This is a genomic window from Streptomyces sp. NBC_00019, from assembly GCF_045041015.1.
GTDB lineage: Bacteria > Actinomycetota > Actinomycetes > Streptomycetales > Streptomycetaceae > Streptomyces.
This window is the reverse complement of record NZ_CP108302.1, coordinates 1,505,589-1,530,348: the sequence shown is the minus strand read 5'-3', so window position 1 is coordinate 1,530,348 and position 24,760 is coordinate 1,505,589. Positions and strand designations below refer to the sequence as shown.

General features: G+C 71.4%; 19 protein-coding genes. 7 read left to right on the top strand and 12 right to left on the bottom strand.

Features of this window, described 5'->3' with window-relative positions; genetic code table 11:
• Entirely contained in the window at positions 1–1,074 is a 1,074-nt protein-coding gene (locus OHU89_RS07495; protein WP_405641042.1) for an O-antigen ligase family protein, read from the bottom strand.
• Between the two features lie 235 nt (positions 1,075–1,309).
• Between OHU89_RS07495 and lnt the strand changes: the two genes are divergently transcribed.
• From lnt to OHU89_RS07475, 4 genes are all read left to right on the top strand, one after another.
• Positions 1,310–2,920, top strand: coding sequence for an apolipoprotein N-acyltransferase (gene lnt / locus OHU89_RS07490; RefSeq protein ID WP_405641040.1), 1,611 nt, complete (start codon positions 1,310–1,312; stop codon positions 2,918–2,920).
• A gap of 9 nt (positions 2,921–2,929) precedes the next feature.
• Positions 2,930–3,409, top strand: coding sequence for an NUDIX hydrolase (locus OHU89_RS07485; RefSeq protein ID WP_405641038.1), 480 nt, complete (start codon positions 2,930–2,932; stop codon positions 3,407–3,409).
• A 54-nt stretch (positions 3,410–3,463) separates the two neighbouring features.
• Entirely contained in the window at positions 3,464–4,264 is an 801-nt protein-coding gene (locus tag OHU89_RS07480) for a 3-hydroxybutyrate dehydrogenase (RefSeq protein WP_266896110.1), read from the top strand.
• 66 nt (positions 4,265–4,330) lie between these two features.
• A complete protein-coding gene (locus OHU89_RS07475) occupies positions 4,331–6,256 on the top strand; it encodes a helix-turn-helix domain-containing protein (RefSeq protein ID WP_405641036.1) in 1,926 nt (641 codons plus the stop codon).
• 64 nt (positions 6,257–6,320) lie between these two features.
• Here OHU89_RS07475 and OHU89_RS07470 read toward each other — a convergent pair whose 3' ends face one another.
• From OHU89_RS07470 to OHU89_RS07440, 7 genes are all read right to left on the bottom strand, one after another.
• Positions 6,321–7,706: an MFS transporter gene (locus tag OHU89_RS07470; protein ID WP_267017666.1), complete on the bottom strand. Its 1,386-nt coding sequence runs from the start codon at positions 7,704–7,706 to the stop codon at positions 6,321–6,323.
• Positions 7,707–7,928: 222 nt separating this feature from the next.
• A complete protein-coding gene (locus OHU89_RS07465) occupies positions 7,929–8,789 on the bottom strand; it encodes a 3-hydroxybutyryl-CoA dehydrogenase (RefSeq protein ID WP_266896116.1) in 861 nt (286 codons plus the stop codon).
• Between the two features lie 29 nt (positions 8,790–8,818).
• The gene (gene icmF, locus OHU89_RS07460) at positions 8,819–12,049 is read right to left on the bottom strand and encodes a fused isobutyryl-CoA mutase/GTPase IcmF (RefSeq protein WP_266896118.1); all 3,231 of its coding nucleotides are present in this window, start codon (positions 12,047–12,049) and stop codon (positions 8,819–8,821) included.
• An 83-nt stretch (positions 12,050–12,132) separates the two neighbouring features.
• Positions 12,133–13,107, bottom strand: a complete 975-nt coding sequence (locus OHU89_RS07455) for a PDR/VanB family oxidoreductase (RefSeq protein WP_266896120.1) — start codon at positions 13,105–13,107, stop codon at positions 12,133–12,135.
• 19 nt (positions 13,108–13,126) lie between these two features.
• Positions 13,127–14,317, bottom strand: a complete 1,191-nt coding sequence (locus tag OHU89_RS07450; protein ID WP_405641032.1) for an acetyl-CoA C-acyltransferase — start codon at positions 14,315–14,317, stop codon at positions 13,127–13,129.
• 30 nt (positions 14,318–14,347) lie between these two features.
• Positions 14,348–14,953, bottom strand: coding sequence for a histidine phosphatase family protein (locus tag OHU89_RS07445; protein ID WP_266896124.1), 606 nt, complete (start codon positions 14,951–14,953; stop codon positions 14,348–14,350).
• A gap of 39 nt (positions 14,954–14,992) precedes the next feature.
• The gene (locus OHU89_RS07440; RefSeq protein ID WP_405641031.1) at positions 14,993–16,531 is read right to left on the bottom strand and encodes an AMP-binding protein; all 1,539 of its coding nucleotides are present in this window, start codon (positions 16,529–16,531) and stop codon (positions 14,993–14,995) included.
• A 193-nt stretch (positions 16,532–16,724) separates the two neighbouring features.
• Between OHU89_RS07440 and OHU89_RS07435 the strand changes: the two genes are divergently transcribed.
• The 3 genes from OHU89_RS07435 to OHU89_RS07425 all read left to right on the top strand — a co-directional run bounded on the left by OHU89_RS07435 (position 16,725) and on the right by OHU89_RS07425 (position 19,622).
• The gene (locus OHU89_RS07435; RefSeq protein ID WP_266896128.1) at positions 16,725–17,963 is read left to right on the top strand and encodes an acyl-CoA dehydrogenase family protein; all 1,239 of its coding nucleotides are present in this window, start codon (positions 16,725–16,727) and stop codon (positions 17,961–17,963) included.
• A 93-nt stretch (positions 17,964–18,056) separates the two neighbouring features.
• The gene (locus tag OHU89_RS07430) at positions 18,057–18,821 is read left to right on the top strand and encodes an SDR family NAD(P)-dependent oxidoreductase (RefSeq protein ID WP_266896130.1); all 765 of its coding nucleotides are present in this window, start codon (positions 18,057–18,059) and stop codon (positions 18,819–18,821) included.
• 3 nt (positions 18,822–18,824) lie between these two features.
• Positions 18,825–19,622, top strand: coding sequence for a ThuA domain-containing protein (locus OHU89_RS07425; protein ID WP_405641029.1), 798 nt, complete (start codon positions 18,825–18,827; stop codon positions 19,620–19,622).
• Positions 19,623–19,659: 37 nt separating this feature from the next.
• Here the strand turns inward: OHU89_RS07425 and OHU89_RS07420 are convergent, their stop codons facing one another.
• From OHU89_RS07420 to OHU89_RS07405, 4 genes are read right to left on the bottom strand one after another with little or no spacing between them, the layout of a single operon-like run.
• On the bottom strand, positions 19,660–20,703 hold the full coding sequence (locus tag OHU89_RS07420; RefSeq protein ID WP_266896134.1) for an NAD(P)-dependent alcohol dehydrogenase: 1,044 nt from the start codon (positions 20,701–20,703) through the stop codon (positions 19,660–19,662).
• Positions 20,700–21,836, bottom strand: coding sequence for an ABC transporter permease (locus tag OHU89_RS07415; RefSeq protein WP_267017663.1), 1,137 nt, complete (start codon positions 21,834–21,836; stop codon positions 20,700–20,702). The genes OHU89_RS07420 and OHU89_RS07415 overlap by 4 nt, the downstream gene beginning before the upstream one ends.
• Before the next feature lie 27 nt (positions 21,837–21,863).
• Positions 21,864–23,375: a sugar ABC transporter ATP-binding protein gene (locus tag OHU89_RS07410; protein WP_266896138.1), complete on the bottom strand. Its 1,512-nt coding sequence runs from the start codon at positions 23,373–23,375 to the stop codon at positions 21,864–21,866.
• On the bottom strand, positions 23,372–24,514 hold the full coding sequence (locus OHU89_RS07405; protein WP_266896140.1) for a substrate-binding domain-containing protein: 1,143 nt from the start codon (positions 24,512–24,514) through the stop codon (positions 23,372–23,374). The genes OHU89_RS07410 and OHU89_RS07405 overlap by 4 nt, the downstream gene beginning before the upstream one ends.
• Positions 24,515–24,760: the final 246 nt, after the last annotated feature.

Below are 24,760 nucleotides of genomic sequence, written 5' to 3'. Positions count from 1 at the left end.
TCACGGAGTCAGTCGGTCGTCCCGGGGGCGGCTCTCGTCCGTATCGCGCCGTGCCGACTCGTCGGCCAGCGGGCGGGCCGTGGCCAGCCCCGCCAGGAGGCCGGCGCCCACCGACACCGTCGTGAAGCTGAGCGCGTTGCCGACCGCGGCGATCGCCGCGAGCGCGGTGAGCGCCGCACCCGCGGTGAGCGCGACCGGCGTGGGGCGTGGGGAGCGCCAGAGGGTGTAGAGCAGCCAGCAGAAGGCCGCGGCGAGCAGGACCACGCCCACGACTCCCTGTTCGGCGGCCTGCTGGAGCGGCGCCGAGTGCGGTTTGCCGTCCGGCAGCAGCGTCTGGGCCGCCGTCGTGCTGAGCTCGCCGAAGCGGCCGGGGCCGACGCCCAGGGCGGGGTCCCCGTGCGCCATGTGCAGCGCGTCCTGCCACAGCTCGATGCGATGCCGGGTCAGCTGGCCCTCCAGCGACACGGCGAGTCCCTCCGGTACCGCCTTTCCGGCGGCCGCCCAGGTCAGCCCGGTCACCAGGGCCGCCGTCAGGACGAGCCCGGCGAAACCCGCGCCGCGGTGGTCTTGCATTCGGCTCGCGGCGAGCGAGCACAGCAGTACCGCGGCACAGGCGACACATCCGCTCGCCGAACCCAGGACGGCGGCGGTCACCACGATCCCGACGGCCGACGCCCGCAACACGAGCCGCCAAGCAGGCGCCCGCACGGCCCACGCGGCACAGCACACGGCACCCGTGGACAGGGTCAGCACGGCGGCGGTGGAGCCGGCGTGGCCCAGCGGTGCGGCGATCTCGGGCCCGGCGGAAAGATGGGGAGCGGCGGCGGTGAGGCCCACCCCGGCGGCCGCCGCCGTACAGAGCGCCGCGACCGGCAGGATCGCTCCGCAGATCCGTCCCGCCGCATAGCCGGCGGCGACGGCGAGGACGGCGAGGAGCACGCCTTCGGGACGGCCGTGGTGCACGGCCGCCGTGATCAGGGACCAGGTGGCGCAGGCCCCGAGCACCACCACGCCCGTCGCGTCCGAAACGTTTCGTCTGTCGCCGTCCTCGGCCTGACCGGCCGCAGACGTCATCCCCGTGGACCCCACCCGACCCCCCGAACCGGCCGCCCCCGCGACCTGTGCCGGGCCCCCGCCGTACGACCGCCTGACCGGCGGTACGACAAAGGCTCCGGCACACGGTAACGGCTGATGGACGGTTTGTGGACGAGTTGCGCAGGAAGGATGCGTCAGGAGCGTTCACCGGAGCCCCGTGCTGCCGTACGGACCGCGCTGTCGGCGCCAAGGTCAACCGCCGTACACTCCCGGAGTGACCGTCACCGCAACATCCGTGGACGAGTCGGACCAGAAGCAGCCGACCGAGCCCGCCTCGCGCACGGCCCGCCTCGCGCGCTTCGTCCCGGCTCTCGCCGCCGCACTCTCCGGAGTGCTGCTCTACGTCAGCTTCCCGCCGCGCACTCTGTGGTGGCTCGCCCTCCCGGCGTTCGCCGTCTTCGGCTGGGTACTGCGTGGCCGCAGCTGGAAGGCGGGCCTGGGCCTCGGCTACCTCTTCGGCCTGGGCTTCCTGCTGCCGCTGCTGGTGTGGACCGGTGTGGAGGTCGGGCCCGGCCCCTGGCTTGCGCTCGTGGTGATCGAGGCGGTCTTCGTCGCGCTGGTCGGCGCGGGTATCGCGACAGTGTCGAAGCTGCCCGGCTTTCCGCTGTGGGCGGCCGCCCTGTGGATCGCCGGAGAGGCGGCACGCGCGCGTGTGCCGTTCAGCGGCTTCCCCTGGGGCAAGATCGCGTTCGGTCAGGCCGACGGCGTCTTCCTCCCGCTCGCCGCGGCGGGCGGGACCCCGGTGCTCGGCTTCGCGGTCGTCCTGTGCGGCTTCGGGCTGTACGAGGCCGTCCGGCTGGGGGTGGAGAAGCGCCGCTCCCGAGAGGTACGACGGTCGGCTGCCGTGGTCGCCCTGCTGAGCGTGGCCGTTCCCGTGGTGGGGGCCGTCGCCGCCCGCCCGCTGGTCAGCGACAAGGCCGAGAACGGCACCGTCACCGTCGCGGCCATCCAGGGCAACGTGCCCCGTGCGGGCCTCGACTTCAACGCCCAGCGACGGGCCGTGCTCGACTACCACGCGCGCGAGACAGAACGGCTGGCCGCCCAGGTCAAGGCCGGCAAGATGCCCAAGCCCGACATCGTGCTGTGGCCCGAGAACTCCTCCGACATCGACCCGTTCGCCAACGAGGACGCGCGCGCCGTCATCGACGCCGCCGCCAAGGCCATCGACGCGCCGATCTCGGTCGGCGGAGTCGTCGAGCGGGACGGCAAGCTCTACAACGAGCAGATCCTGTGGGACCCGGCCAAGGGACCGACCGACACCTACGACAAGCGCCAGATCCAGCCGTTCGGCGAGTACCTCCCGCTGCGCTCGCTCATCGGGGCGATCAACAGCGACTGGACGTCCATGGTCCGCCAGGACTTCAGCCGCGGTACCGAGCCGGGCGTGTTCACGATGGCCAACGCCAAGGTCGGTCTCGTCACCTGCTACGAGGCGGCCTTCGACTGGGCCGTGCGCTCCGAGGTCACCGACGGAGCCCAGCTGATCTCCGTGCCGAGCAACAACGCGACCTTCGACCGCAGCGAGATGACCTACCAGCAGCTCGCCATGTCCCGGGTCCGCGCCGTGGAGCACAGCCGGACCGTCACGGTGCCGGTGACCAGCGGCGTCAGCGCGATCATCATGCCGGACGGGAGGATCACCCAGAAGACCGGCATGTTCGTCGCCGACTCCCTCGTCCAGAAGGTGCCGCTGCGCTCCTCCGAGACACCGGCCACGAAGCTCGGCATCCTGCCGGAGATGCTGCTGGTGCTGGTCGCGGCCGGTGGACTGGGCTGGGCGATCGGTTCGGGCCTGCGCAACAGGCGGGCGGGATCTGCCGGTTAGGGTCGGAGTATGCCTACTCCTGACTTCATCCGTGATATCCGGGCCTCCGCCGGGCACCAGCTGTTGTGGCTGCCCGGCGTCAGCGCCGTCGTCTTCGACGACGAGGGGCGGGTCCTGCTGGGGCAGCGCGCGGACAACCACGAGTGGACGGTGATCTCGGGCATCCCCGACCCCGGGGAGCAGCCCGCGGCCGCTGCCGTGCGGGAGGTCCACGAAGAGGCGGGCGTGCACTGCGTCGTCGAGCGGGTCGTCCTGGTCCGGTCGGGGAACGAGGTCGTCTACCCCAACGGCGACAAGTGCCAGTTCATGGACATCACCTTCCGCTGCCGGGCCGTCGGCGGCGAGGCACGGGTGAACGACGACGAGTCCCTCGCGGTCGGCTGGTTCGAGGTGGACGCGCTGCCCCCGATGGGCGAACGCCAGCTGTTCCGGATCAAGCAAGCACTGTCCGATGAACCCACATGGTTCGAGCCCATGAGTTCCGAATGAAGTATGGGCGCTGACCACATGGGGTGAGTCAGGGGCGCTGCTTAGGGTCGAGCCATGACCCCGCCCAGCGCCCTCTCGGCCCCCCACGCCTCTCCGCTCGACCTCGGCGGCCGCACCGCCCTCGTCACCGGCGCCGCCGGTGGCATCGGCCGCGCCTGTGCGCTGCGGCTCGCCGCCGCCGGGGCGAAGGTGAGAGCGGTCGACCGGGACGCGCGGGGGCTGGAGGAGCTCGCCGACGGGGCCCGGAACCTCGCGGGCGCCATTGAACCGCACGTCCTCGACCTGACCGACCTGGACGCCGCCGAGCTCGCCGCGGCCGGCACCGACGTCCTGGTCAACAATGCAGGGCTCCAGCTGGTGCGCCCCATCGAGGAGTTCCCGCCCGATGTCTTCCACACCGTGCTCACCGTGATGCTGGAGGCGCCGTTCCGGCTCATCCGCGGCGCCCTGCCCCACATGTACGGGCAGGGGTGGGGCCGGATCGTCAACGTGTCCTCGGTCCACGGGCTGCGGGCCTCGGCGTTCAAGTCGGCGTACGTGGCCGCCAAACACGGCCTGGAGGGACTCTCCAAGACGGCCGCCCTGGAGGGCGCGCCCCACGGCGTCACCTCGAACTGTGTGAACCCCGCCTATGTGCGCACCCCCCTGGTCGAGAAGCAGCTCGCCGACCAGGCGCAGGCGCACGGCATCCCCGAGGAGCGCGTCCTTGCCGAGGTGCTGCTCCAGGACAGCGCGGTCAAGCGGCTCATCGAGCCCGAGGACGTCGCCGAGGCCGTGGCGTATCTGTGCGGCCCGCAGGCGTCCTTCGTGACCGGCACGTCGCTGGTGATGGACGGGGGCTGGACGGCGCACTGAGCCGCACCCCGGCGGGGTTGTCCACAGGGCTGACGAGGTGACGGTGCGATGAGGAATCCTGTGAGCATGTCCCGCGATCACGTGCAGTCCGCCGAGCGCTCCGCAGCCAGCGCCGAGGCACCGTTCCTCGAGCTGCTGGCCAGGGGCGCGTCCGCCGACGCCTACGAGCAGCCGGTGCTGGTCGCCCGCGCCGAGGGCCGGCCGGCCGAGCGGATCGCCGCGCTGGAGCAGGCCAAGCTGGTCGCGCTGCGCGTGCGCTCGGAGCTGGAGGGACGGCGCCGGCGCGAGGCCGAGCTCTCCGCGCTCTTCGAGACCGCGCACGACCTGGCGGGACTGCGCGACCTGGACGCCGTGCTCCAGGCGATCGTGCAGCGCGCCCGGTCACTGCTCGGCACGGACGTCGCCTACCTCAGCCTGAACGACCCGGCCCGCGGCGACACCTACATGCGCGTGACCGAGGGGTCGGTCGCCGCCCGCTTCCAGCAGCTGCGGCTCGGCATGGGCGAGGGGCTCGGCGGCCTCGTCGCCCAGACGGCCCGGCCCTACGTCACCGACGACTACTTCAAGGACGAGCGCTTCCAGCACACCCGCACCATCGACGGCGGCGTACGGGACGAGGGCCTGGTCGCCATCCTCGGCGTGCCGCTGATGCTGGGGCACCACGTCATCGGGGTGCTGTTCGCCGCCGACCGGCGCGCCCGGGTCTTCGAGCGGGAGCAGATCGCCCTGCTCGGCTCCTTCGCCGCCCTGGCGGCCGCCGCCATCGACACCGCGAACCTGCTCACCGAGACCCGCTCGGCCCTCGCCGGCCTGGAGCGGGCCAACGAGATCATCCGCGACCGCAGCGGCGTCATCGAGCGCGCCTCCGACGTCCACGACCGGCTCGCCGAACTCGTGCTGCGCGGCGGCGGGGTGCACGACGTGGCGGCCGCGGTCGCCGAAGTCCTCGACGGCAAGGTCGAGTTCACCGAGGCCGCCGCCACGCCCGCCAAGGCACTGGAAGCCTCCCGGGCCGAAGGACACGCCGTACGGCACGGCGACGACTGGATCGCGGCAGTCGCCGCCGGCGGCGAACTGCTCGGCGCCCTCGTGCTGCACGGCCACCCCGGACTCGACCCCGTCGACCAGCGCACCCTGGAGCGCGCCGCGATGGTCACCTCGCTGCTGCTGCTCGCCAGACGCTCGGCGGCCGAGGCCGAGCAGCGCGTGCGTGGCGAACTCCTGGACGACCTCCTCGACGCCCGCGACCGCGACCCGCGCCTGCTGCGCGAACGAGCCTCCCGGCTGCACGCCGACCTCGACGCCACCCATGTCGTCCTCGCCGCCCGGCTCGACGGCACCGCGGCCGACGCCGAGCAGGAGGCGGACGCCCGCAGACGTCTGTGGTCCGCCGCCTCCCACCTCGCGGCCACCCGGCACGGACTGGCCGCCGCCCGCGACGGCGGCACCGTCCTGCTGCTGCCCCTGAGACCCGGCGACACCGCGACCGCCCTGGCGCGCCGCACGGCACGCCACCTCGGCACGGCCGTCCACGAGGCCGTCACCGTCGGCGCATCGGGCCCGGTCGAGGACCTGGCCACCCGCCCGGACATCGTGGCCGCCGCCTACGAGGAGGGCCGCCGCTGCCTCGACGCCCTGCGGCTCCTGGGCCGTTCCGGCGACGGGGCGGCCGCCGAGGACTTCGGGTTCCTCGGACTGCTCCTGGCGGGCGACCGGGACATCACGGGCTTCGTCGACCGCACCATCGGCCAGGTCGTCACCTACGACGAACGACGCGGCACCGATCTCCTGCGCACCCTCGACGCGTACTTCTCCTGTGGCATGAGCCCGGCCCGCACCAAGGACGAACTGCACGTCCACGTGAACACGGTCGCCCAACGCCTGGAGCGCGTCGGCCGTCTCCTCGGCGACGACTGGCAGAGCCCCGCACGCGCCCTGGAGATCCAGCTCGCCCTGCGCCTGCACCGGTTGTCCGCACCGACACAGCACTGAGCGTTCGCATCGGCACGGCACCGGCCCCCGCACGCACGAGCGCACGGGGGCCGGTCGGGGGAGATCAGACGGTGCGGGCGTCCGCGGTCGCGGCCTTCGCCGGCTCCGTCTCCACGGGGGCGTCGACGTCGGCGAGGTCCCGGTTGCGGGTCTCCTTGGCCACTCCCACCGCGATGAGGGTCAGGACGGCCGCGGCGATGACGTACAGGGCGATCGGGGTGGAGCTGCCGTAGTCGTCCAGAAGAGCAGTGGCGATCAGCGGCGCGGGCGCTCCGGCGGCGACCGAGGCGAACTGGGCACCGATGGAGGCACCGGAGTAGCGCATCCGGGTCGCGAACATCTCGGAGAAGAAGGCGGCCTGGGGCGCGTACATCGCCCCGTGCAGCACCAGGCCCACGGTGATGGCGAGGATCAGGTTGCCGAAGCTGCCCGTGTCGATGAGGGAGAAGAACGGGAACATCCACAGCCCGATCCCGGCCGCGCCCAGCAGGTACACCGGCCGCCGCCCGACCCGGTCCGACAGGGCGCCCCACATCGGGATCACCGCGAAGTGCACGGCGGAGGCGATCAGTACGGCATTCAACGCGGTCTGCTTGGAGACGTCGGCCGCGGTGGTGGCGTAGACGAGGATGAACGCGGTGATCACGTAGTAGCTGATGTTCTCGGCCATGCGCGCGCCCATCGCGATGAGCACGTCGCGCCAGTGATGGCGCAGTACGGAGACGATCGGGAGCTTCTCCGCGGCGGCCCCCTGCTCGGCCTTGCGGGCCTGGGCGTGGGCCAGGGCCTGCTTGAAGACGGGCGATTCGTCGACAGACAGACGAATCCACAAACCGACCATCACGAGGACGCCGGAGAGCAGGAACGGGATCCGCCAGCCCCAGCTGGTGAAGGCGCTGTCCGAGAGGACGGCGGTGAGCAGGGACAGCACACCGGTGGCCAGCAACTGCCCCGCGGGGGCGCCGGTCTGCGGCCAGGAGGCCCAGAACCCGCGCCGCCGGGCGTCCCCGTGCTCGGACACCAGCAGCACGGCCCCGCCCCACTCGCCGCCCAGCGCGAAGCCCTGGACGAGACGCAGCACGGTCAGCAGCACGGGAGCGGCCGAGCCGATCGTCGCGTGCGTGGGCAGCAGCCCGATCGCGAAGGTCGCCCCGCCCATCAGCAGCAGGCTCAGCACCAGCAGCTTCTTGCGTCCCAGCCGGTCGCCGTAGTGCCCGAAGACGAGGGCACCGATCGGACGGGCGGCGAAGCCGACGGCGTACGTCAGGAACGACAGCAGGGTGCCGACGAGCGGGTCGGAGCCCGGGAAGAACAGCTTGTTGAAGACGAGGGCCGCGGCGGATCCGTAGAGAAAGAAGTCGTACCACTCGATGGTCGTGCCGATGAGGCTGGCGGCGACTATGCGCTTCAGGTTGTTCGGCGACGGTGGAGCGGGTGCTGCGGAGGCCATGTGCGCCACTTCCTCGTGTGCGGTGGGGACGGGTACGTGTCGGCACACCGTAGGAAGAGGCAGGTCAGGCGGACATGTGGTGGGAATACATAGTTCGGGGGTGGAGTATGCGTGCGCCCCCTATGCCTTCACTTCGAAGTCCGAGTGAGGAGTTTTGTACCCAGCACGTAGCGTCACGACGGTACTGGGCAGGCCTGGGCTTTGTGCGCGGCCGGCCTTTGTTCAGGCGTCGTACGCGTAGAAGCCGCGGCCGTTCTTACGGCCGAGGTGGCCTGCGGCGACCATGCGGCGCAGTAGTGCCGGCGGGGCGTACAGCGGTTCCTTGAACTCCTCGTACATCGACTCGGCGACGGCTTGGGCGGTGTCCAGGCCGATCAGGTCGAGCAGGCGGAGCGGGCCCATGGGGTGGGCGCAACCGAGTTCCATGCCTTGGTCGATGTCCTGGGGCCGGGCGCCGCCGGACTCCACCATCCGGACCGCGCTGAGCAGGTAGGGCACGAGGAGGGCGTTGACGACGAAGCCGGAGCGGTCGGGTGCCTGGATGGGCTGCTTGCCGAGTTGCGTGGCCAGGTCGCGGGTGCGCTGCACGGTGTCCGGGCTGGTGGTGAGGGCGGGAACGAGCTCGACCAACCTCTGTACTGGAACGGGGTTGAAGAAGTGCATGCCGATGACCTGGCCGGGCCGCTCGGTGGCGACTGCGAGATCGACGACGGGGATGGAGGAGGTGTTGGTGGCCAGGATCGCCGCGGGGTCTTCGACCGCCTTGTCCAGGGAGCGCAGGACGTCGGTCTTGATCTCGCGGTTCTCGGCGACGGCCTCGACGACGAATTGACGGTCGGACAGGTCACTGAGGTCGTGGGTGAACGAGAGCCGGGCGCGGGCCTGGTCGCGCTGTTCCTCGGTGATCTTGCCGCGCTGCACGCCTCGGTCGAGGGAGGCGGTTACTCGACGGCGGCCTGCCTCGACGGCGTCGGGGGTGGCTTCGGCGACACGGACGTCGAGGCCGCCCAGGGCGGCGACTTCGGCGATGCCGGAGCCCATGAGGCCGCAGCCGACGACGCCGAGACGGGTGACGGATTCCATGTGATGTCCTGTCCGGTCAGTGGTAGTGGTCAGACGTTGCGGCGGTACTGGCCGCCGACCTCGAAGAAGGCGTCGGTGATCTGCTGCAGCGAGCAGACGCGGGCGGCGTCCATGAGGACGGCGAAGACGTTGTCGCCGCCCACCGCCGCGTCCTTGAGGGCAGCCAGGGCAGCGTGGGCCGGCTCCTGGTGTCGGGCCTGGAAGTCCTGTACGCGCGCCAGTTGGGAGTGCTTCTCCTCCTCGGTGGCGCGGGCGAGTTCGATGACGCCGGGCTCGGCGATGTCGGCGTGGGGGTTGCGGAAGGTGTTGACGCCGATGAGGGGCAGGGTGCCGTCGTGCTTGCGCTGTTCGTAGAGCATCGACTCGTCCTGGATACGGCCGCGCTGGTAGCCGGTCTCCATCGCGCCGAGCACACCGCCGCGCTCGCTGATCCGCTCGAACTCCTCCAGGACGGCTTCCTCGACCAGGTCGGTGAGTTCGTCGATGATGAACGAGCCCTGGAGGGGGTTCTCGTTCATGGCCAGGCCCCATTCCCGGTTGATGATCAACTGGATGGCCAGGGCGCGGCGGACCGACTCCTCGGTGGGGGTGGTGACGGCCTCGTCGTAGGCGTTGGTGTGCAGGCTGTTGCAGTTGTCGTAGATCGCGATGAGGGCTTGCAAGGTGGTGCGGATGTCGTTGAAGTCCATCTCCTGGGCGTGCAGCGAGCGGCCCGAGGTCTGGACGTGGTACTTCAGCTTCTGGCTGCGCTCGCCCGCGCCGTACTTCTCCTTCATCGCGACCGCCCAGATACGGCGGGCCACGCGGCCGAGAACGGAGTACTCGGGGTCCATGCCGTTGGAGAAGAAGAACGACAGGTTCGGGGCGAAGTCGTCGATGTGCATGCCCCGGGCGAGGTAGGCCTCGACGTAGGTGAAGCCGTTGGCCAGGGTGAAGGCGAGCTGGCTGATGGGGTTCGCGCCGGCCTCGGCGATGTGGTAGCCGGAGATGGACACCGAGTAGAAGTTGCGGACCTTCTGCGCGATGAACCACTCCTGGATGTCGGCCATCATCCGCAAGGAGAACTCGGTCGAGAACAGGCAGGTGTTCTGGCCCTGATCCTCCTTGAGGATGTCGGCCTGGACTGTGCCTCGCACGTTCGCCAGCGCGTGCGCCCGCAGCTCGGCCGCCTCCTCGGGCGACGGTTCGCGGCCCTCGGTGGCCCGGAAGCGGTCGAGTTGCTGGGCGACGGCGGTGTTGAGGAAGAAGGCCAGGATGGTCGGCGCGGGCCCGTTGATCGTCATAGACACCGACGTCGTCGGCGCGACCAGGTCGAAGCCGTCGTAGAGCGCCTTCATGTCCTCCAGCGTGGCCACCGAGACGCCGGAGGTGCCGACCTTGCCGTAGATGTCCGGACGTTCATCGGGGTCGCGGCCGTAGAGGGTGACGGAGTCGAAGGCGGTGGACAGGCGGGTGGCGGGCTGGCCCTCGGAGAGCAGCTTGAAGCGCCGGTTGGTGCGGAACGGGTCACCCTCGCCGGCGAACATCCGCGCCGGGTCCTCGCCGTCGCGCTTGAAGGGGAACACCCCGGCGGTGAAGGGGAAGTGGCCGGGCAGGTTCTCCCCGCGCCAGAACCGCACCAGCTCCCCGTGGTCGGTGAAGCGGGGCAGGGCGACGCGGGGGATCTTGTTGCCGGAGAGGGACTCGCGGGTCAGCTTGGTGCGGATCTCCTTGTCACGGACCTTCACGACCTGCTCGTCGCCGGAGTAGGCGGCGATGACGGCGGGCCAGTTCTCGATCTGCTCGCTGATGTCGTGCGGGAGCCGCCTGCGGGCCTCGTCGAGCAGCGACTGCACGTTCTCGGCGTCGGAGCCGGCCTCGACGAGCTCGCCCCGGACCGCGTCCAGGCGCTGCACCCGCCGTGCCGCCTCGGCCAGTTGGGCGGTCTCGCCGTGGTAGGCGCGGACGGTGTCGGTGATCTCGGCGAGGTAGCGCACCCGGTCCGCGGGAACCACCTGCCGGATGCCGGAGGAATGGCGAATGTCGACCGGGGCCAACGCGCCCTCCGACAGCGGCAGTCCCTTCTCGGCCAGGGCGGCCTTCAGGTGCTGATGCAGCGCGGTGACGCCGTCGTCGCTGAAGGTCGCCGCCGAGGTGCCGTACACCGGCATGTCCTCGGGCCGCATCCCGAACGCCTCGCGGTTGCGGACCAGTTGGCGGCCCACGTCGCGCAGGGCGTCCTTGGCGCCGCGCCGCTCGAACTTGTTGATCGCAACCACGTCGGCGAAGTCGAGCATGTCGATCTTCTCGAGCTGCGAGGCGGCGCCGAACTCCGGCGTCATCACGTACATCGAGGTGTCGACGAACGGCACGATCGCCGCGTCGCCCTGGCCGATGCCCGGCGTCTCCACGATGACCAGGTCGAAGCCGGCTGCCTTGACGACGTCGACCACGTCGGACAGATGCTCGGGCAGCTCGCGGCTGCCGCGGGTGGCCAGGCTGCGGAAGAAGACCCGGCCGCCGTCCAGGGAGTTCATCCGGATCCGGTCACCTAGCAGGGCGCCGCCGCCGCGGCGACGGGTCGGGTCGACCGCGATCACCGCGATCCGCAGCTTGTCCTGCTGGTCGACACGGAACCGGCGCACCAACTCGTCGGTCAGCGACGACTTCCCCGAACCACCGGTGCCGGTGATGCCGAGCACCGGAACCGACCCGGCGGCAGCCGTGGCACGCAGTTGTGCGAGGAACTCCGGGGGCAGTTTGCCGAGTTCCGCACCGGTGATGGCTCGGGCGATCGCGAACCGGTCACCGGCCAGTACGGCGGGCGCGTCGGCCGGCTTGCCGTCCCAGAGGTCGAAGTCGCAGTCCCGCACCACCGAGTTGACCATCCCGGCCAGGCCCATCCGCTGGCCGTCCTCCGGGGAGAAGATGGTCACCCCGCTGTTGCGCAGCCGGGCTATCTCGTCGGGCACGATGACGCCCCCTCCGCCGCCCACCACGCGGATGTGGCCGGCGCCCTGCGCACGCAGCGACTCGACCAGGTACTCGAAGTACTCGACGTGCCCGCCCTGGTAGGATGAGACGGCCACGCCGTGTGCGTCCTCCTCCAGCGCCGCGTCCACGACCTCCCGCACCGAGCGGTTGTGGCCCAGGTGGATCACCTCGGCACCCTGGGACTGGAAGATCCGCCGCATGATGTTGATCGACGCGTCGTGCCCGTCGAACAGAGCTGAAGCGGTGACCAGGCGAACAGGGTGCACGGGCCGGTGCAGATCGCTCATGAGGGCCTTCCCGGACGGAGCGGGGGTATTGCTGACGCCAGAGATGCTAGGACGTCCTAGTAAATTGCTGGAGGTGATCGCCGTCACAGGTCGAGGACCAGGCGAGGCCCGCACGAGCGGGAGACACAGATGAGCATGGTGTCGCCGGCGGCCCGCTCGTCCTCGCTCAGCAGCGAGTCGCGATGGTCGGGTTTGCCGTCCAGTACGTCCGTCTCACAGGTGCCGCACGTGCCTTCCCGGCACGAGAAGTCCACCGCGACGCCGGCCTCCTCGATCGTTTCGAGTACCGAGCGGTCCGGCGCCACGGTGAGGGTGAGCCCGGAGCGGGCGAGCTCCAGCTCGAAGGCCTCGGCCGGTCCGGACCCCATTGTCTGCGCGGGGGCGAATCGTTCGATGCCCAGCGTGCCGGGGGGCCAGCCCGCGCACTGCTCCTGCACCGCTCGCAGCAGGGGTTCGGGACCGCAGGCGTGCACCAGGGTGCCCTCCTCGGGTGCGCCGAGGTGGGCGGCGAGGTCCAGCAGGCCGTACTCGTCCTGCGGACGGATGAGCACGCGGTCCCTGTGCGGGGCGAGGCGGTCGAGGAACGCCATGGAAGTGCGGGTGCGGCCGCCGTACAGCAGAAGCCAGTCGGCTCCCGCGGCCTCGGCGGCCTCCACCATGGGAAGGATGGGCGTGATGCCGACGCCGCCGGCGATGAACAGATGGCGTGCCGCGGGCCGCAACGGGAAGTTGTTCCGCGGTCCGCGGACCCGCACGGTGGTGCCTTGGCGCAGATGGTCGTGGACGTACGCGGAACCGCCCCGGCCCCGCGGCTCGCGCAGCACGGCGATCTGCCAGGCCGCATGCTCGGCCTGGTGGCCGCACAGGGAGTACTGACGGATCAGGCCGCCCTCTTCACCGTCGTCGCCGTCCAGGAGCACGTCGATGTGGGCACCCGGAGCCCAGGCGGGAAGCACACCGCCGTCGGGGCGGCGCAGGGTGAGGGAGACGACGCCGTCGGCGGCGGGGGTGCGGGTCGCCACGGTGAGGGTCGTCCAGGCGAGCAGTTGGTCGTTCATGGTGAGTCAGCTCCGGGGGTCAGGCCTGCGTCGGCACATGAAGCAGCAGCGCGTCGCCCTGGCCGCCGCCCCCGCACAGGGCCGCTGCTCCGCTGCCGCCTCCGCGCCGTCGCAGTTCGGTCGCGACGGTCAGCACCAGCCGGGCTCCGGTCATGCCGACCGGGTGCCCGAGCGCGATCGCGCCGCCGTTGACGTTCACCTTGTCCAGAGGGATGTCCAACTCCCGTACGGAAGCCAGAGCCACTGAGGCGAACGCCTCGTTGATCTCGAACAGGTCCAGATCGGCGCACTTCAGCCGGCCGTCCCGGGACAGGGCGTCGCGGACCGCGCCGGCCGGCTGGACGAGCAGCGAGGGGTCGGGGCCCGCGACCGTGCCGTAGGCGCCGATCTCCGCGAGCGGGGTCAGGCCCTCCCGGCGGGCGCGCTCCGCGCTCATCACGACGACGGCTGCGGCGCCGTCGGAAAGCTGTGACGAGTTGCCCGCGGTGATCGTGCCCGCCCCCGAGAAGGTCGGCCTGAGCCGCCCCAGGCCCTCTGCGGTGCTCCCCGGCCGTACGCCTTCGTCGGTGTCGACCACCGTCTCGCCCCGGCGCCCGGCCACGGTGACCGGGACGATCTCCTCGGACAGCGCACCTGACTCCTGCGCCTGGGCGGCCCGTTGATGGGACAGCGCGCTGTACTCGTCCTGCTCCTCGCGCGTCAGGGCGTACGGCTGCTGATAGCGCTCGGTGGCCGCTCCCATGGAGACGCCGTCGAAGGCGCAGACGAGGGCGTCACGGTCGAGGGCGTCCTCCACTGTGGTCGAGCCGTACTTCCAGCCGGTGCGTGATCCGCGCAGCAGGTGCGGGGCGCCCGACATGGACTCCATGCCACCGGCCATGACCACGTCGTGACGGCCGGAGGTGATCACGAGGTCGGCCAGGGCGATGGCGTGCAGACCGGACAGGCAGAGCTTGTTGACGGTGCTCGCGGGGACGGAGAACGGAATGCCGGCGCGGATCGCGGCCTGCCGTGCCGGGTTGGGGCCGGCCCCGGCCTGCACGACATGGCCCATGACGACGGCTTCCACGGCTGCCGGGTCCAGGTGCACGGCGGCCAGCGCCGCCCCGATGGCGTGGGCGCCGAGGTCGACGGCGGACACCGTGCTCAGGGCGCCCATGAGTCTGCCGATGGGCGTCCTTGCTCCGGCGACGATGACGGATCCGGGCATGGCCGGGACCTCCTGGGGAGTGGGACGGGGTCAGGCGGCCGCGTCGACGGCACGTCGGGCGATCATGTGGGCCGTCTCGTTCACCGAGTGCAGAACGATCCGGCCGCCGGGCATGCGCCGCACCCGGCTGACGGAGGTGTAGCCGGGATGGAACCAGAACATCGTCGGCAGGCCGAGCACCGTCGCCAGGTAGGTGTTGGTGATCCCGCCGTGGCACACGACCGCAACCCGCCCGCCGGGATGGGCGTCGAAGATGGTGTCCATGGCGCGTACGGCACGCGCACGGAAGGCGTCCCAGTCCAGATCGGGCACGAAGTCCTCGTAGCGTCCCTCGGCGAGTGCCGCCCCGCGGGGGTCCTCCGCGCCGATCTGCTCCGGTGGCATGTAGGGGTGGGAGACGTCGGTGTCCCACTCGCGCAGGTCGTCGAGGACGGTGGCGGTCATGCCGGTGAGCCGTTCCAGGGGAGCCACCGTCTCGCGGGCACGCAGGAACGGGCTGGTGTACAGGGCGTCGACGTCCTCGTGCACGAGCCAGGCGGCGAGACGCTCCGCCTGGGCGCTGCCCTCCGGCGACAGCCCCGGATCGAACACGCCCGCCAGGGGGAGGCCGTGCCGGACGAGGAGGAGTTCGGTCATGGGTGATCCTTCGTACGCGTGAGGGACGGGCGGGTCGGCTCAGCCGGCGATGGTCCGTTCCGAGCTCCAATAGGGGCGCCGCATCGCACGCTTGTCGAGCTTGCCCATCGCGTTGCGCAGCAGCTCGGGGACGAACTCGTACGACTTCGGGCACTTGTAGGCGGCGAGGCGGTCGCGGCAGAACCGGTCCAGGTCCTCGGTCGGCGGCTCGTCGGCCGCGGCCACGACCAGCGCCCGCAGCGACTCGCCGAAGTCCGCATCGGGCACGCCGATGACCGCGACCTCGGCGATCGCCGGGTGCTGCCGCAGGACCGCCTCGCTCTCGGCCGGGTACAGGTTCACGCCGCCGGAGACCACGACGTCCGCGGCCCGGTCGGTGATGAAGATGTAGCCGTTCGCGTCGACGTAGCCGATGTCGCCGAGCGTGAAGACGCCGGGGGAGAGGTAGGCGGACCTGGTCTTGTCCGGGTCCGCGTGGTAGCGGACGCCCTGGTCCCCCGGGGCCCGGAAGGCCAGCAGTCCTTGTTCGCCGGGCGGCAGTTGCCGCCCGGCGTCGTCGGTGACCAGGACCTCGAACGGGGGCCGGACCCGCCCGACCGAGCCCGGGTGCGCCAGCCACTCGGCGCTGCTGATGCGGGCGACGGTTCCCGCTTCGCTGGCGCCGTACGACTCGGTCAGCACCGGGCCGAACCACTCGATCATGGCTCGCTTCACGTCCGGCGGGCACGCGGAGCCGGTGTGCGAGACCTGCCGCAGGCTGGAGACGTCATAGCGGGCGCGGACCTCTTCCGGGAGGGCGAGGAGCCGTTGGAAGTGGGTGGGCACCATCACCGTCGAGGAGACCCGCCACCTCTGCACCCGGCTGAGGAACGTCTCCGCGTCGTATCTGTCGAGGACGATGACCGGCTGACCGGCCGCCAGGTGACGCAGTGAGGTCAGCGGCGCGTGGTGCTGCAGCGGGCCGCACACCAGGTGCGGTCCCGGCGGGAATCCCGGCCGGGAGGCCATCGCGGCGAGGTAGGCGGAGCTGTCGGCGACCGGGCCGCTCACCCAGCGCACCTCGGTGCCGCGCGCCCGTCCGGTGGTTCCCGAGGTGTAGACGAGCGGAGGCCGGGCGGGCCGGTCCGTCGGGGCCGTGCGCCCGGCGGGCGCGGCCGCGAGCCATGCGTCCCAGGCGAAGGCGTGCCCGACCGCCGGGGTTCCGTGCATCACGACCGGAAGGCCCAGTTCCCGGGCCGCGTCGAGGGCGGCACCCGCGCCCACCGGTCCGGCGATGATTCCGGTCACGCCCGCGTCGATGATCTGGTCGCCGAGTTCGCCCGACGTGAGGTTCCGGGAGGTGGCCACGGTCCCCACTCCGGCACGCAGGCCGGCCAGATGGGCCACCAGCGTAGGGATCGCGTTGTCGCCGAGGACGGCGACCCGGTCGTCGGGGCCGGGCGCGAGCTCCAGCAGCCGCGTCGTCGCCCGCGCCACCTGGTCGGCAAGGCCCGACCAGGACAGCACGCCCAGGTCGTCCGCCAGGGCGGGCTCGTCGGGTGTCTCCTGGGCGCGACGGTCGAGTGGCAGCAGCGACATGGCTCCTCCGGCGGCTCCTGGGCCTCTCCCGATTCGAAGGGAGAGGAGATGCGGAGACTGTAGCGTTTATCAAGAAAGTACGGAACACTCTGGTTCCAGGTGGAGTCATTTCCCCAAGTTTCAGAGGTGGGGGCGGTGTACTCCCGATCACCGTTACTCAAACTGCCGTCTGGTAAGTATTCGAGGAGGAGCCATGTCCCAGCCCGATCCGGACGCATGGCGCACACAGGTCCGGCAGTGGCTGGCCGGCGTGCTCGAATCGGCGCGGGCGCCGCAGTCCGCCACAGGGGCGGCCGACCTCGCCGTGTTCCACAACCTCCCGGAGGACGAGGAACGCCGGCTCCTGGAGCGCTGCCGCGTCTACCAGCGCGCCCGCTTCGACGCCGGGTACCAGGCACTGACCCTCCCCGAGGACAAGGGCGGCGCGGGCCTGACCGCCGCCCACGTGGCGGCCTTCGCCGAGGAGGAGTCCGCCTTCGAGGTGCCGCCGTCCACCGAGCTGATCAGCGTCACGGTGCGCCTTGTCGGCATGGCGGTCTCCCTGTTCGGGATGGCCGAGCAGCGTGACACGTACGCGCGCGCGTTCCTGCGCACCGACCTGCTGGCCTGCCAGCTCTTCAGCGAACCCGGTGCCGGATCCGACCTCGCGGCCCTGCGCACCCGTGCCCGCCAAGAAGGCGACGAGTGGGTGATCGACGGTCAGAAGGTGTGGACCTCGGGCGCCCAGTTCGCCGACTACGGTCTGCTGCTCGCCCGCACCGACCCGGACGTGGTCAAACAGGCCGGCATCACCGCCTTCCTGGTCCCGATGGACGCCACCGGCGTGGAGGTGCGCCCCATCCGTCAGATGAGCGGCGGCGCCTCCTTCAACGAGGTCTTCCTCAGCAGCGTCCGTGTTCCGGACCGGCTGCGGATCGGGCGACCGGGCCAGGGCTGGGAGGTCGCCACCACCACGCTCGCCTTCGAGCGGACCGCCTCCGGCGGCGGCAACCGTCGCAAGGGCGGCACGTTCGCGGACGTCCTCGCACTCGCCCGCTCCCTCGGCCGCACCGAGGACCCGCTGGTCCGCCAGCGCCTCGCCGACCTGTACGTACGCGCCGCCCTGCGCGCGGCCACCGTGGACCGCGTCGCCAGGACGAGCGCCGCCGGCGGTCGGCCGGGACCGGAGGCGTCGCTGACCAAACTCATGGCCTCCGACCTGCTCACCCGCACAGGACAGGTCGCCGCCGAGCTGATGGGCGCGCGAATCAGCGCCGACACCGGGGAGGCGGGCACCTTCGCCTGGGCGCAGCACCTGCTCGGCGCCCCCGGCTACCGGCTGGCCGGAGGCACCGACCAGATCCAGCGCAACCTGATCGGCGAACGGGTGCTGAAGCTGCCGCCGGAGCCGCGGGTGGACCGCATGCCGTTCTCGCAGCTTCCCGGCAACTGAGGCGCAGGGTCCTCTTCAACAGCAGCATTCGGCAGTCACATACGGCAATGGCATTCGGCAGTCGCGTTCGCCAATCACAAAGGAGTGACATCGATGGATCTGGGACTGACAGGCGCGAAGGCGCTGGTGACCGGCGCGAGCCGGGGCATCGGCCGGGCGATCGCCATCACCCTGGCGGCCGAGGGCTGTGCCCTGGCGCTGTGCGCCCGGGGCGAAGAAGGACTGGCCAAGACCGCCGCCGAACTGCGCGGCGAGGGGGCCACGGTGTTCGCGGAACCGGTCGACGTCACCGACCCGGCCGCGCTCGCGGGCTTCGTGCAGCGCGCGGCCGGTGAACTCGGCGGCCTGGACCTGCTGGTGTCCAACGTGTCGGCGGGCAACGTGAAGGGCCCCGAGTCCTGGGAGGCCAGCCTGCGCGGCGACCTGATCCCGTTCGCGGGACTCGTCGAGGCGGCCCTGCCCCACCTGGAGGCCTCCGACCGGGCCGCCGTCGTCGCCATCGGCACCACCAACGCCTCCGACACCGCGCGCCCGGCCGGAGCGAACTCGTACTCCGCGCTCAAGGCAGCCGTGGTCCAGCACGCCTCGGCCCTCGCGCACGCCCTCGCGCCGAAGGGCATCCGCGTCAACACCGTCTCGCCCGGCCCGATCGACTTTCCCGGCGGCGCCTGGGAGACCATCCGCACCAGCCGCCCGGAGGTGTACGAGGAGGTGCTCGCCAAGCTCCCGATCGGCCGTTACGGCACCGCGCAGGACGTGGCCGCGGCGGTGGCGTTCCTGCTCGGGCGGACCGGCTCCTTCTGCGTCGGGGTCAACCTCGTGGTGGACGGCGGGCTGCTCACCCGCGTCCAGTACTGAGCCGTGGCGGGCCCGGCCGGCCGCCTGGACGCCGTGCTGGTCTGCGGCGGACGCTGGCACGACTTCGACTACGCGCGGCTCCGGCTGCTGGAGCTGCTCGGTGAGCATCCACGGGTCCGGACGAGCGTGTATCAGGACTACGACTGCCTGACCGCGCTCGACAAGGCCGACCTGCTGGTCACCTACACCTGTGACGTCCGGCCCCGCCCGGCACAGCGGGCCGCGCTGGCACGGTTCGTCGAGCGGGGCGGGCGCTGGCTCGCCCTGCACGGCACCAACTCGGTGATCGAGCCGTCGGCGAGTGACGGACCGCGGGTGTTCACGACCCCGCGGCTCCTGGGGGAACTGGCGCCGGTGCTGGGCAGCCAGTTCCTGGCCCATCCGCCGATCGAGCCGTACGAGGTGCGGGTGACGCGGCCCGAGCATCCGCTGGTCGCCGGGGTCGGCCCGTTCACGGTGACCGACGAGCTCTACGTGTGCGAGCTGCACGGGGAGTTGGAGGTGCTGCTGCATGCCGAGTACACGGGGCCGTGCCGCGGTTTCGCCGAGGGCGACACGGCGGCCCTCGACGCCGCGCCCCGACCGGTGCTGTATCTCAAGCGGCACGGTCTCGGCGAGGTCTGCTACTTCACCCTCGGGCACTGCAGGGGCCGTTACGACGTACAGGACCTGGGCGTGGACGACACCGGCCGGGTGGATCGCGGGCCGTGGGAAACGCCGGAGTTCATGACGGTGCTGCGGCGGTGTGTGGGGCGGACGGTGAGTGGGCGAAACCCGGCAGAGGAGCGGGCCGGCACCTGAGCGAGGCTCGGGCGCCGGCCCTGCACGGGGTCGCGGCTCAACCGTGCGGCAGTACCACCGCGCGGCCGTTGATGTCGCCGGCGTGCAGACGCTCGTAGGCCGTCGGCGCCTCGTCGAGTGTGAAGGTCTCGACGTGGGAGGAGACCAGCCCCTGTCGCGCCAGCTCGACGACCTCCATGAGTTCCGGGCGGCTGCCCCAGTAGGGGAACGAGGCGGAGACCTCGAACGGCAGCCCACCGCCGAAGCCGACCGCCAGGGTGCCCCCACCGATGCCGACGATCGTCACGTCGCCCTCCACCGCTACCGACGCCGCGGCCACCGCGAGCGTCGCCTCGGCTCCCACGAAGTCCAGCACCACGTCCGCTCCCGTCCCGCCGGTGAGCTCCCGCACCCGTGGGGCCGCCGCGCCGTCGGAGAGGAGCGGCTCGTGGGCGCCGACGGTGCGTGCCAGCTCGAGTTTCTCCTTGCTCACGTCCAGGGCGACCACCCTGGCCGGTGTCAGGGCGCGGAGCAGCTGTACGGCGAGGTGACCCAGACCGCCGACCCCGATCACCACCGCCGTGCTGCCCGGGACCAGCTTGGGCAGTGACTTCCTGATCGCGTGATAGGGCGTCAGCCCCGCGTCGGTGAGCGGGGCGGCCTGCACCGGGTCCAGTCCGTTCAGCGGCACCAGGTGGCGGGGCGAGTCCACCAGCATGTACTCGGCGAGCGCACCGGGGGAGCCGAGTCCCGGCGGCAGGATCCCGAGCCCGGCGGCGCGCGGGCAGCAGTTCTCCTTGCCCTGGGCGCAGTTGTGGCAGCGCCCGCAGCCCCACGGGCCGTACACCGCCACGTCGTCGCCTTCCGCCACTGCCGTGACCCCGCTGCCCACGGCCGCGACCGTGCCGACACCCTCGTGGCCGAGCGTCATCGGCAGCGGGTAGGGGAACTGCTCCTCGGGCCAGCCCATGACCGCCAGGTCGGAGTGGCACAGCCCCGCCGCCGTCACCTTCAACAGCACCTGGCCCGGGCCCGGTTCGGGCACGGGAACCTCGACGACCTCGGGGGCGTGTCCCACCCTCCGGTACTGCACAGCCTTCATGGTCGGATCTCCTTGCTGGTGGCAGGCAGGGCGCCGCTCTCCGTGGGAGTCCCGGCGCCGGCAAGCGAAGGGCTTCCCTTCCGGCGGCGCAGCACGGCAGGCAGGGTGATCCGGCCACCCGTGAGGACCAGCGCCACGATGAGGACCGAGCCGGTGAACAGGCTTGCGGCCCACTGCGCGCTGGTGGCGAGCCCGAGTCCGGTGATGCCCGTGCCGAGCAGGAGGACCGCGAGCACCGTGCCCCAGGCGTTGAAGCGGCCCGCCCGCAACTGGGTCGCCCCGACGAAGGCGGCGGCGTACGCCGACAGCAGATACGGGGTGCCCGCGGTCGGCGAGCCGGATCCGACCGAGGACGCGAAGACGATGCCGGCGAAGCCGGAGAGCAGCGCGGAGGCCACCAGGGTCAGAAAGCGCAGCCGGTCGGTGCGCACGCCCTGCAGCCGGGCCGCGTCGGCGTTGAAGCCGGTCGCGTACAACCGGCGCCCGGTGGCGGTGTGTTCCAGCAGGAACCAGATGGCGAGCGCGGCGAGCAGCAGGTACAGCACCGGCAGGGTGATGCCGCCCGCGTCCAGCTGGGCGATGCTCGCGAACGGCTTGGCGAGCAGCTGCACACCGGTGATGGAGCTGTCGTTGGTGACCATGGTGATCAGCGACTGGATCAGCGCTCCGGTGGCCAGGGTGGCGATGAACGAGTCGACGCGCAGGACCACCACCACGATTCCGTTGACGACTCCGATCAGCAGCGCGGCGGCCATCGCCAGGGTGATCGCCGCGCCGGGACCGAGTCCGGCGGAGACCAGGAAGCGGGCGGTCAGCACGCTGGTGAGCGACATGGTGTAGGCGACCGAGAGGTCGAAGACGCGTGCGGCCAGTGGCGGTACGACGCTGAGTGCCACCAGGCCGGCCACGGCGTTGCCGTTCAGTACCTGCTTGACCGTGATGATGGTCGGGAACGTGTCCGGCGCCCACACGGAGAAGAGCACGACGATGACCAGCCACACGTATACGGCGCCGATGTTCCGGAACGACAGGGCGGTCACCGCCCGCCGGCCCAGTGCCCCGGGGACGAACACCGCGGACCTTTGCGGTGCGGACGGCGGCAGCTGTGCCGCCCGGGTCGGTGTGGATGTCATGTCAGAGGGTCCCTTCCAAGGCTCATGTCACTCGGTTCCTTCCATGGCGTGCACGAGCGCGGACTCGGTGACGTCCCGGCCACTGATCTCCCGTGCGATCCGGCCGTCGCGCACTACCAGGACACGGGTGCACAGAGCGAGCAGGTCCTGCGTGTCGGAGGAGCACACGATGACGCCCATGCCCTCGTCGGCCTGACGCTCTATCAGGTCGTACAGCTGCAGGCGGGTGGCGACGTCCACGCCCGCCGTGGGCTCGCACAGCGCCAGCACCGGCGGGCGCTGTGCCAGACAGCGAGCCATGACGACCTTCTGCTGGTTGCCGCCGCTCAGGGTGGTTATCCGCGCCCCGGGTCCGGCCGTGCGCACCCCTACCCGCCTGATCCAGTCCTCCGCCAGGGCGGACTCGCGGCGCCGGTGCAGTCGCCCCGCCCGGGCGCGCAGTCGGTGCAGGAGCGGGAGGGTGAGGTTCTCGCCGACCGAGAAGTCGCCGATCACTCCCTCGCCCGCCCGGTCCGCCGGGACCAGGGGAAGGCCCAGGGCGCCGGCGTCACGCGCCTCGGTCCACCGCTCGGAGCGTTCCAGCAGCCGCAGCCTGCCGCTCACCGGCCCGGCATGGGCCCCGCACACGACGTACGGCACGACCTCGTGGCCGGAGCCGACCAGGCCGGTGATGCCCAGACGCTCGCCCCTGGCCAGGTCGAGGTCGACTCCCCGCAGGGGCCCGGCCCACAGGTCACGGACCTCCAGTACCGGGTCGGCGGGACCGGCGGAGGGCGCCGGGCGGTGGTCGGTCTCCGTCTCCTCGCCCGCCATCAGTTCCGCCAGCGAGCGCGGAGTGAGCTCGGCGACCCGGCGTGTGGCGATCCGTATTCCGCCGCGGATGACGGTGACCCGGTCGGCGAGGGCGAAGATCTCGTCCATCCGGTGCGAGACGTACAGGACGCCGGCGCCGGTGTCGCGGACCTCCCGCACGATGTCGAAGAGGCGGGCCACCTCGCCAGGTGGCAGCACGGCGGTGGGCTCGTCGAGCACCAGGACACCGCGGCCGCCGTCCCAGCCCTGCAGCGCGGCGGCGATGGCCACCACCGCGCGCTGCACGGGGGTCGCCGCCACCAGGGGACGGCGTACGTCGATGCCGAGACCGAACCGTTCGACGAGGGCGGTCGTGCGTCTCTCCATCTCCGGCCAGCGGATGTTGCCGAAGGCCGTGCGGGCGAAGCCGTGACTGAGCGCCAGGTTGTCGATGGCGCTCAACTCGCCCACCAGCCCCAGCTCCTGGTGGACGAAGCGGAGCCGGTCGTGGCGGGAGGCCGTGACATGGCCGAGGTCGAAGGGCTCGCCGTCGAGTTCGGCCACCGCACCCGGCTCCGCGTGGTGGAAGCCGGCGAGGATCTTGATGAGGGTGGACTTGCCGGAGCCGTTGGGCCCGATGAGGGCGTGGATCTCGCCGGGCGCGACCTCGAGATCCACGTCCCTCAGTGCCTGGGTACCGCCGAATCGCTTCGACAGGGCGGCCACCCGCAGTACCGGCCCGGTCAACTCAGGCCCCAGAGCGCCTTGAACTGCTTCTGGTAGCTCTCGACGATCGGGAAGTCACCGTCGGCGGAAGGCAGGTTGTCCTTGGTGACGAGCATGTTGGGCAGCGACGCCTTCTGGTCCACGGCCATGGACTGGCCGGTGAAGTGCCGGGCCAGCGCGTCGACCTGGAGCCAGGCCGTCTCATGGGAGTTCAGCGCCATCGCGCCGTCGGTGAGACCGCTCTGGATGTACTGGTAGTTCTGCGCGTCACCGACGTTGACCACGATGTGCTTGCCGGTCAGGCCGGCCGTCTTCAGCGCGGCGGGCACGCCCACGTTGAGCAGGCCCAGGGAGAAGACGACATGGGTCACCTTCGGGTGTGAGCGGAGATACGACACCACGCGGTCCGGCATGTCCTTGCCCACCGCGGTGATCGGCACGTCGACGTTGTCCAGCGCGCAACCGGCGCACCACTTCTTGTAGTTGGCCGCGAAGGAGTCCTTGACGGGCTTGAGGATCGTGTACGCCGGCAGATCGAAGTACACGGTGTTTGCCTGGGCGCCGCTGTTCGACACCACCCATGAGGCGAGCATCCGGCCCTGGATGCCGACGTCCTTCGGCCCGTTCTTCAGCAGGGAGATGCCGTCGCCCACCACGTCGTCGGCGTTCGACTGGATGACGGGGACACCGGCCGCCTTCAGCTGTGCCAGCTGCTTGGCGTAGACGGCACGGGGGAAACCGGAGGCGACGACGGCGTCCGGCTTGTCGCGTACGGCCTGTTCGTAGGCCGCCTGGACGGACTCCGGCGTGCCCTGGGTGGCGATCTGCTTCACCTTCCAGCCGAGTTGTCCCGCGGCACCGGTGAAGAAGTCGGCGAGGTCCTTGCAGGACTGGACGCCGCAGAGGATGAAGTCGATCTTCTTTCCCTTGGGAATCTTCTTGCCGACCGGCTGGGTGACGGAGATCGCGGCGGGGCGCTGCGCATACGTCTTCAGAGCCGCACGGGCCGCCGTCAGGCCGGGCGATCCGGGCGCCGCCGCCTGCGAGGAGTCGGCGGCCGGGGTCGTGCCGCTGCCGCACGCCGTCAGGGTGAGCAGGGCAGTGACGGGGACGATCGCGGTGAGGGCGCGGCGGACCGCGCGACCGGGTCTGGAACTCATCGTTGAGTACTCCCGTGGTGTGGCGCACGCAAGAGGTGCTGGGGAATGCAGGGCTGCGTCGATCGCCGACGTGGGGTACGGCGCGGGCCACCGGGGTGAGAGCCCCGGGGCGCTGGGTCCGGGACGGGCAGAAGACCGTTCCGGAACGGAGAAACTTATGAGGCACTACAGCCTCAAGTGGGTCGGAGTGTGACATGCCCCGGCGTGCTTGGGGAGAGGGTCGCCGCAAGAAAATCCAGGATCTCA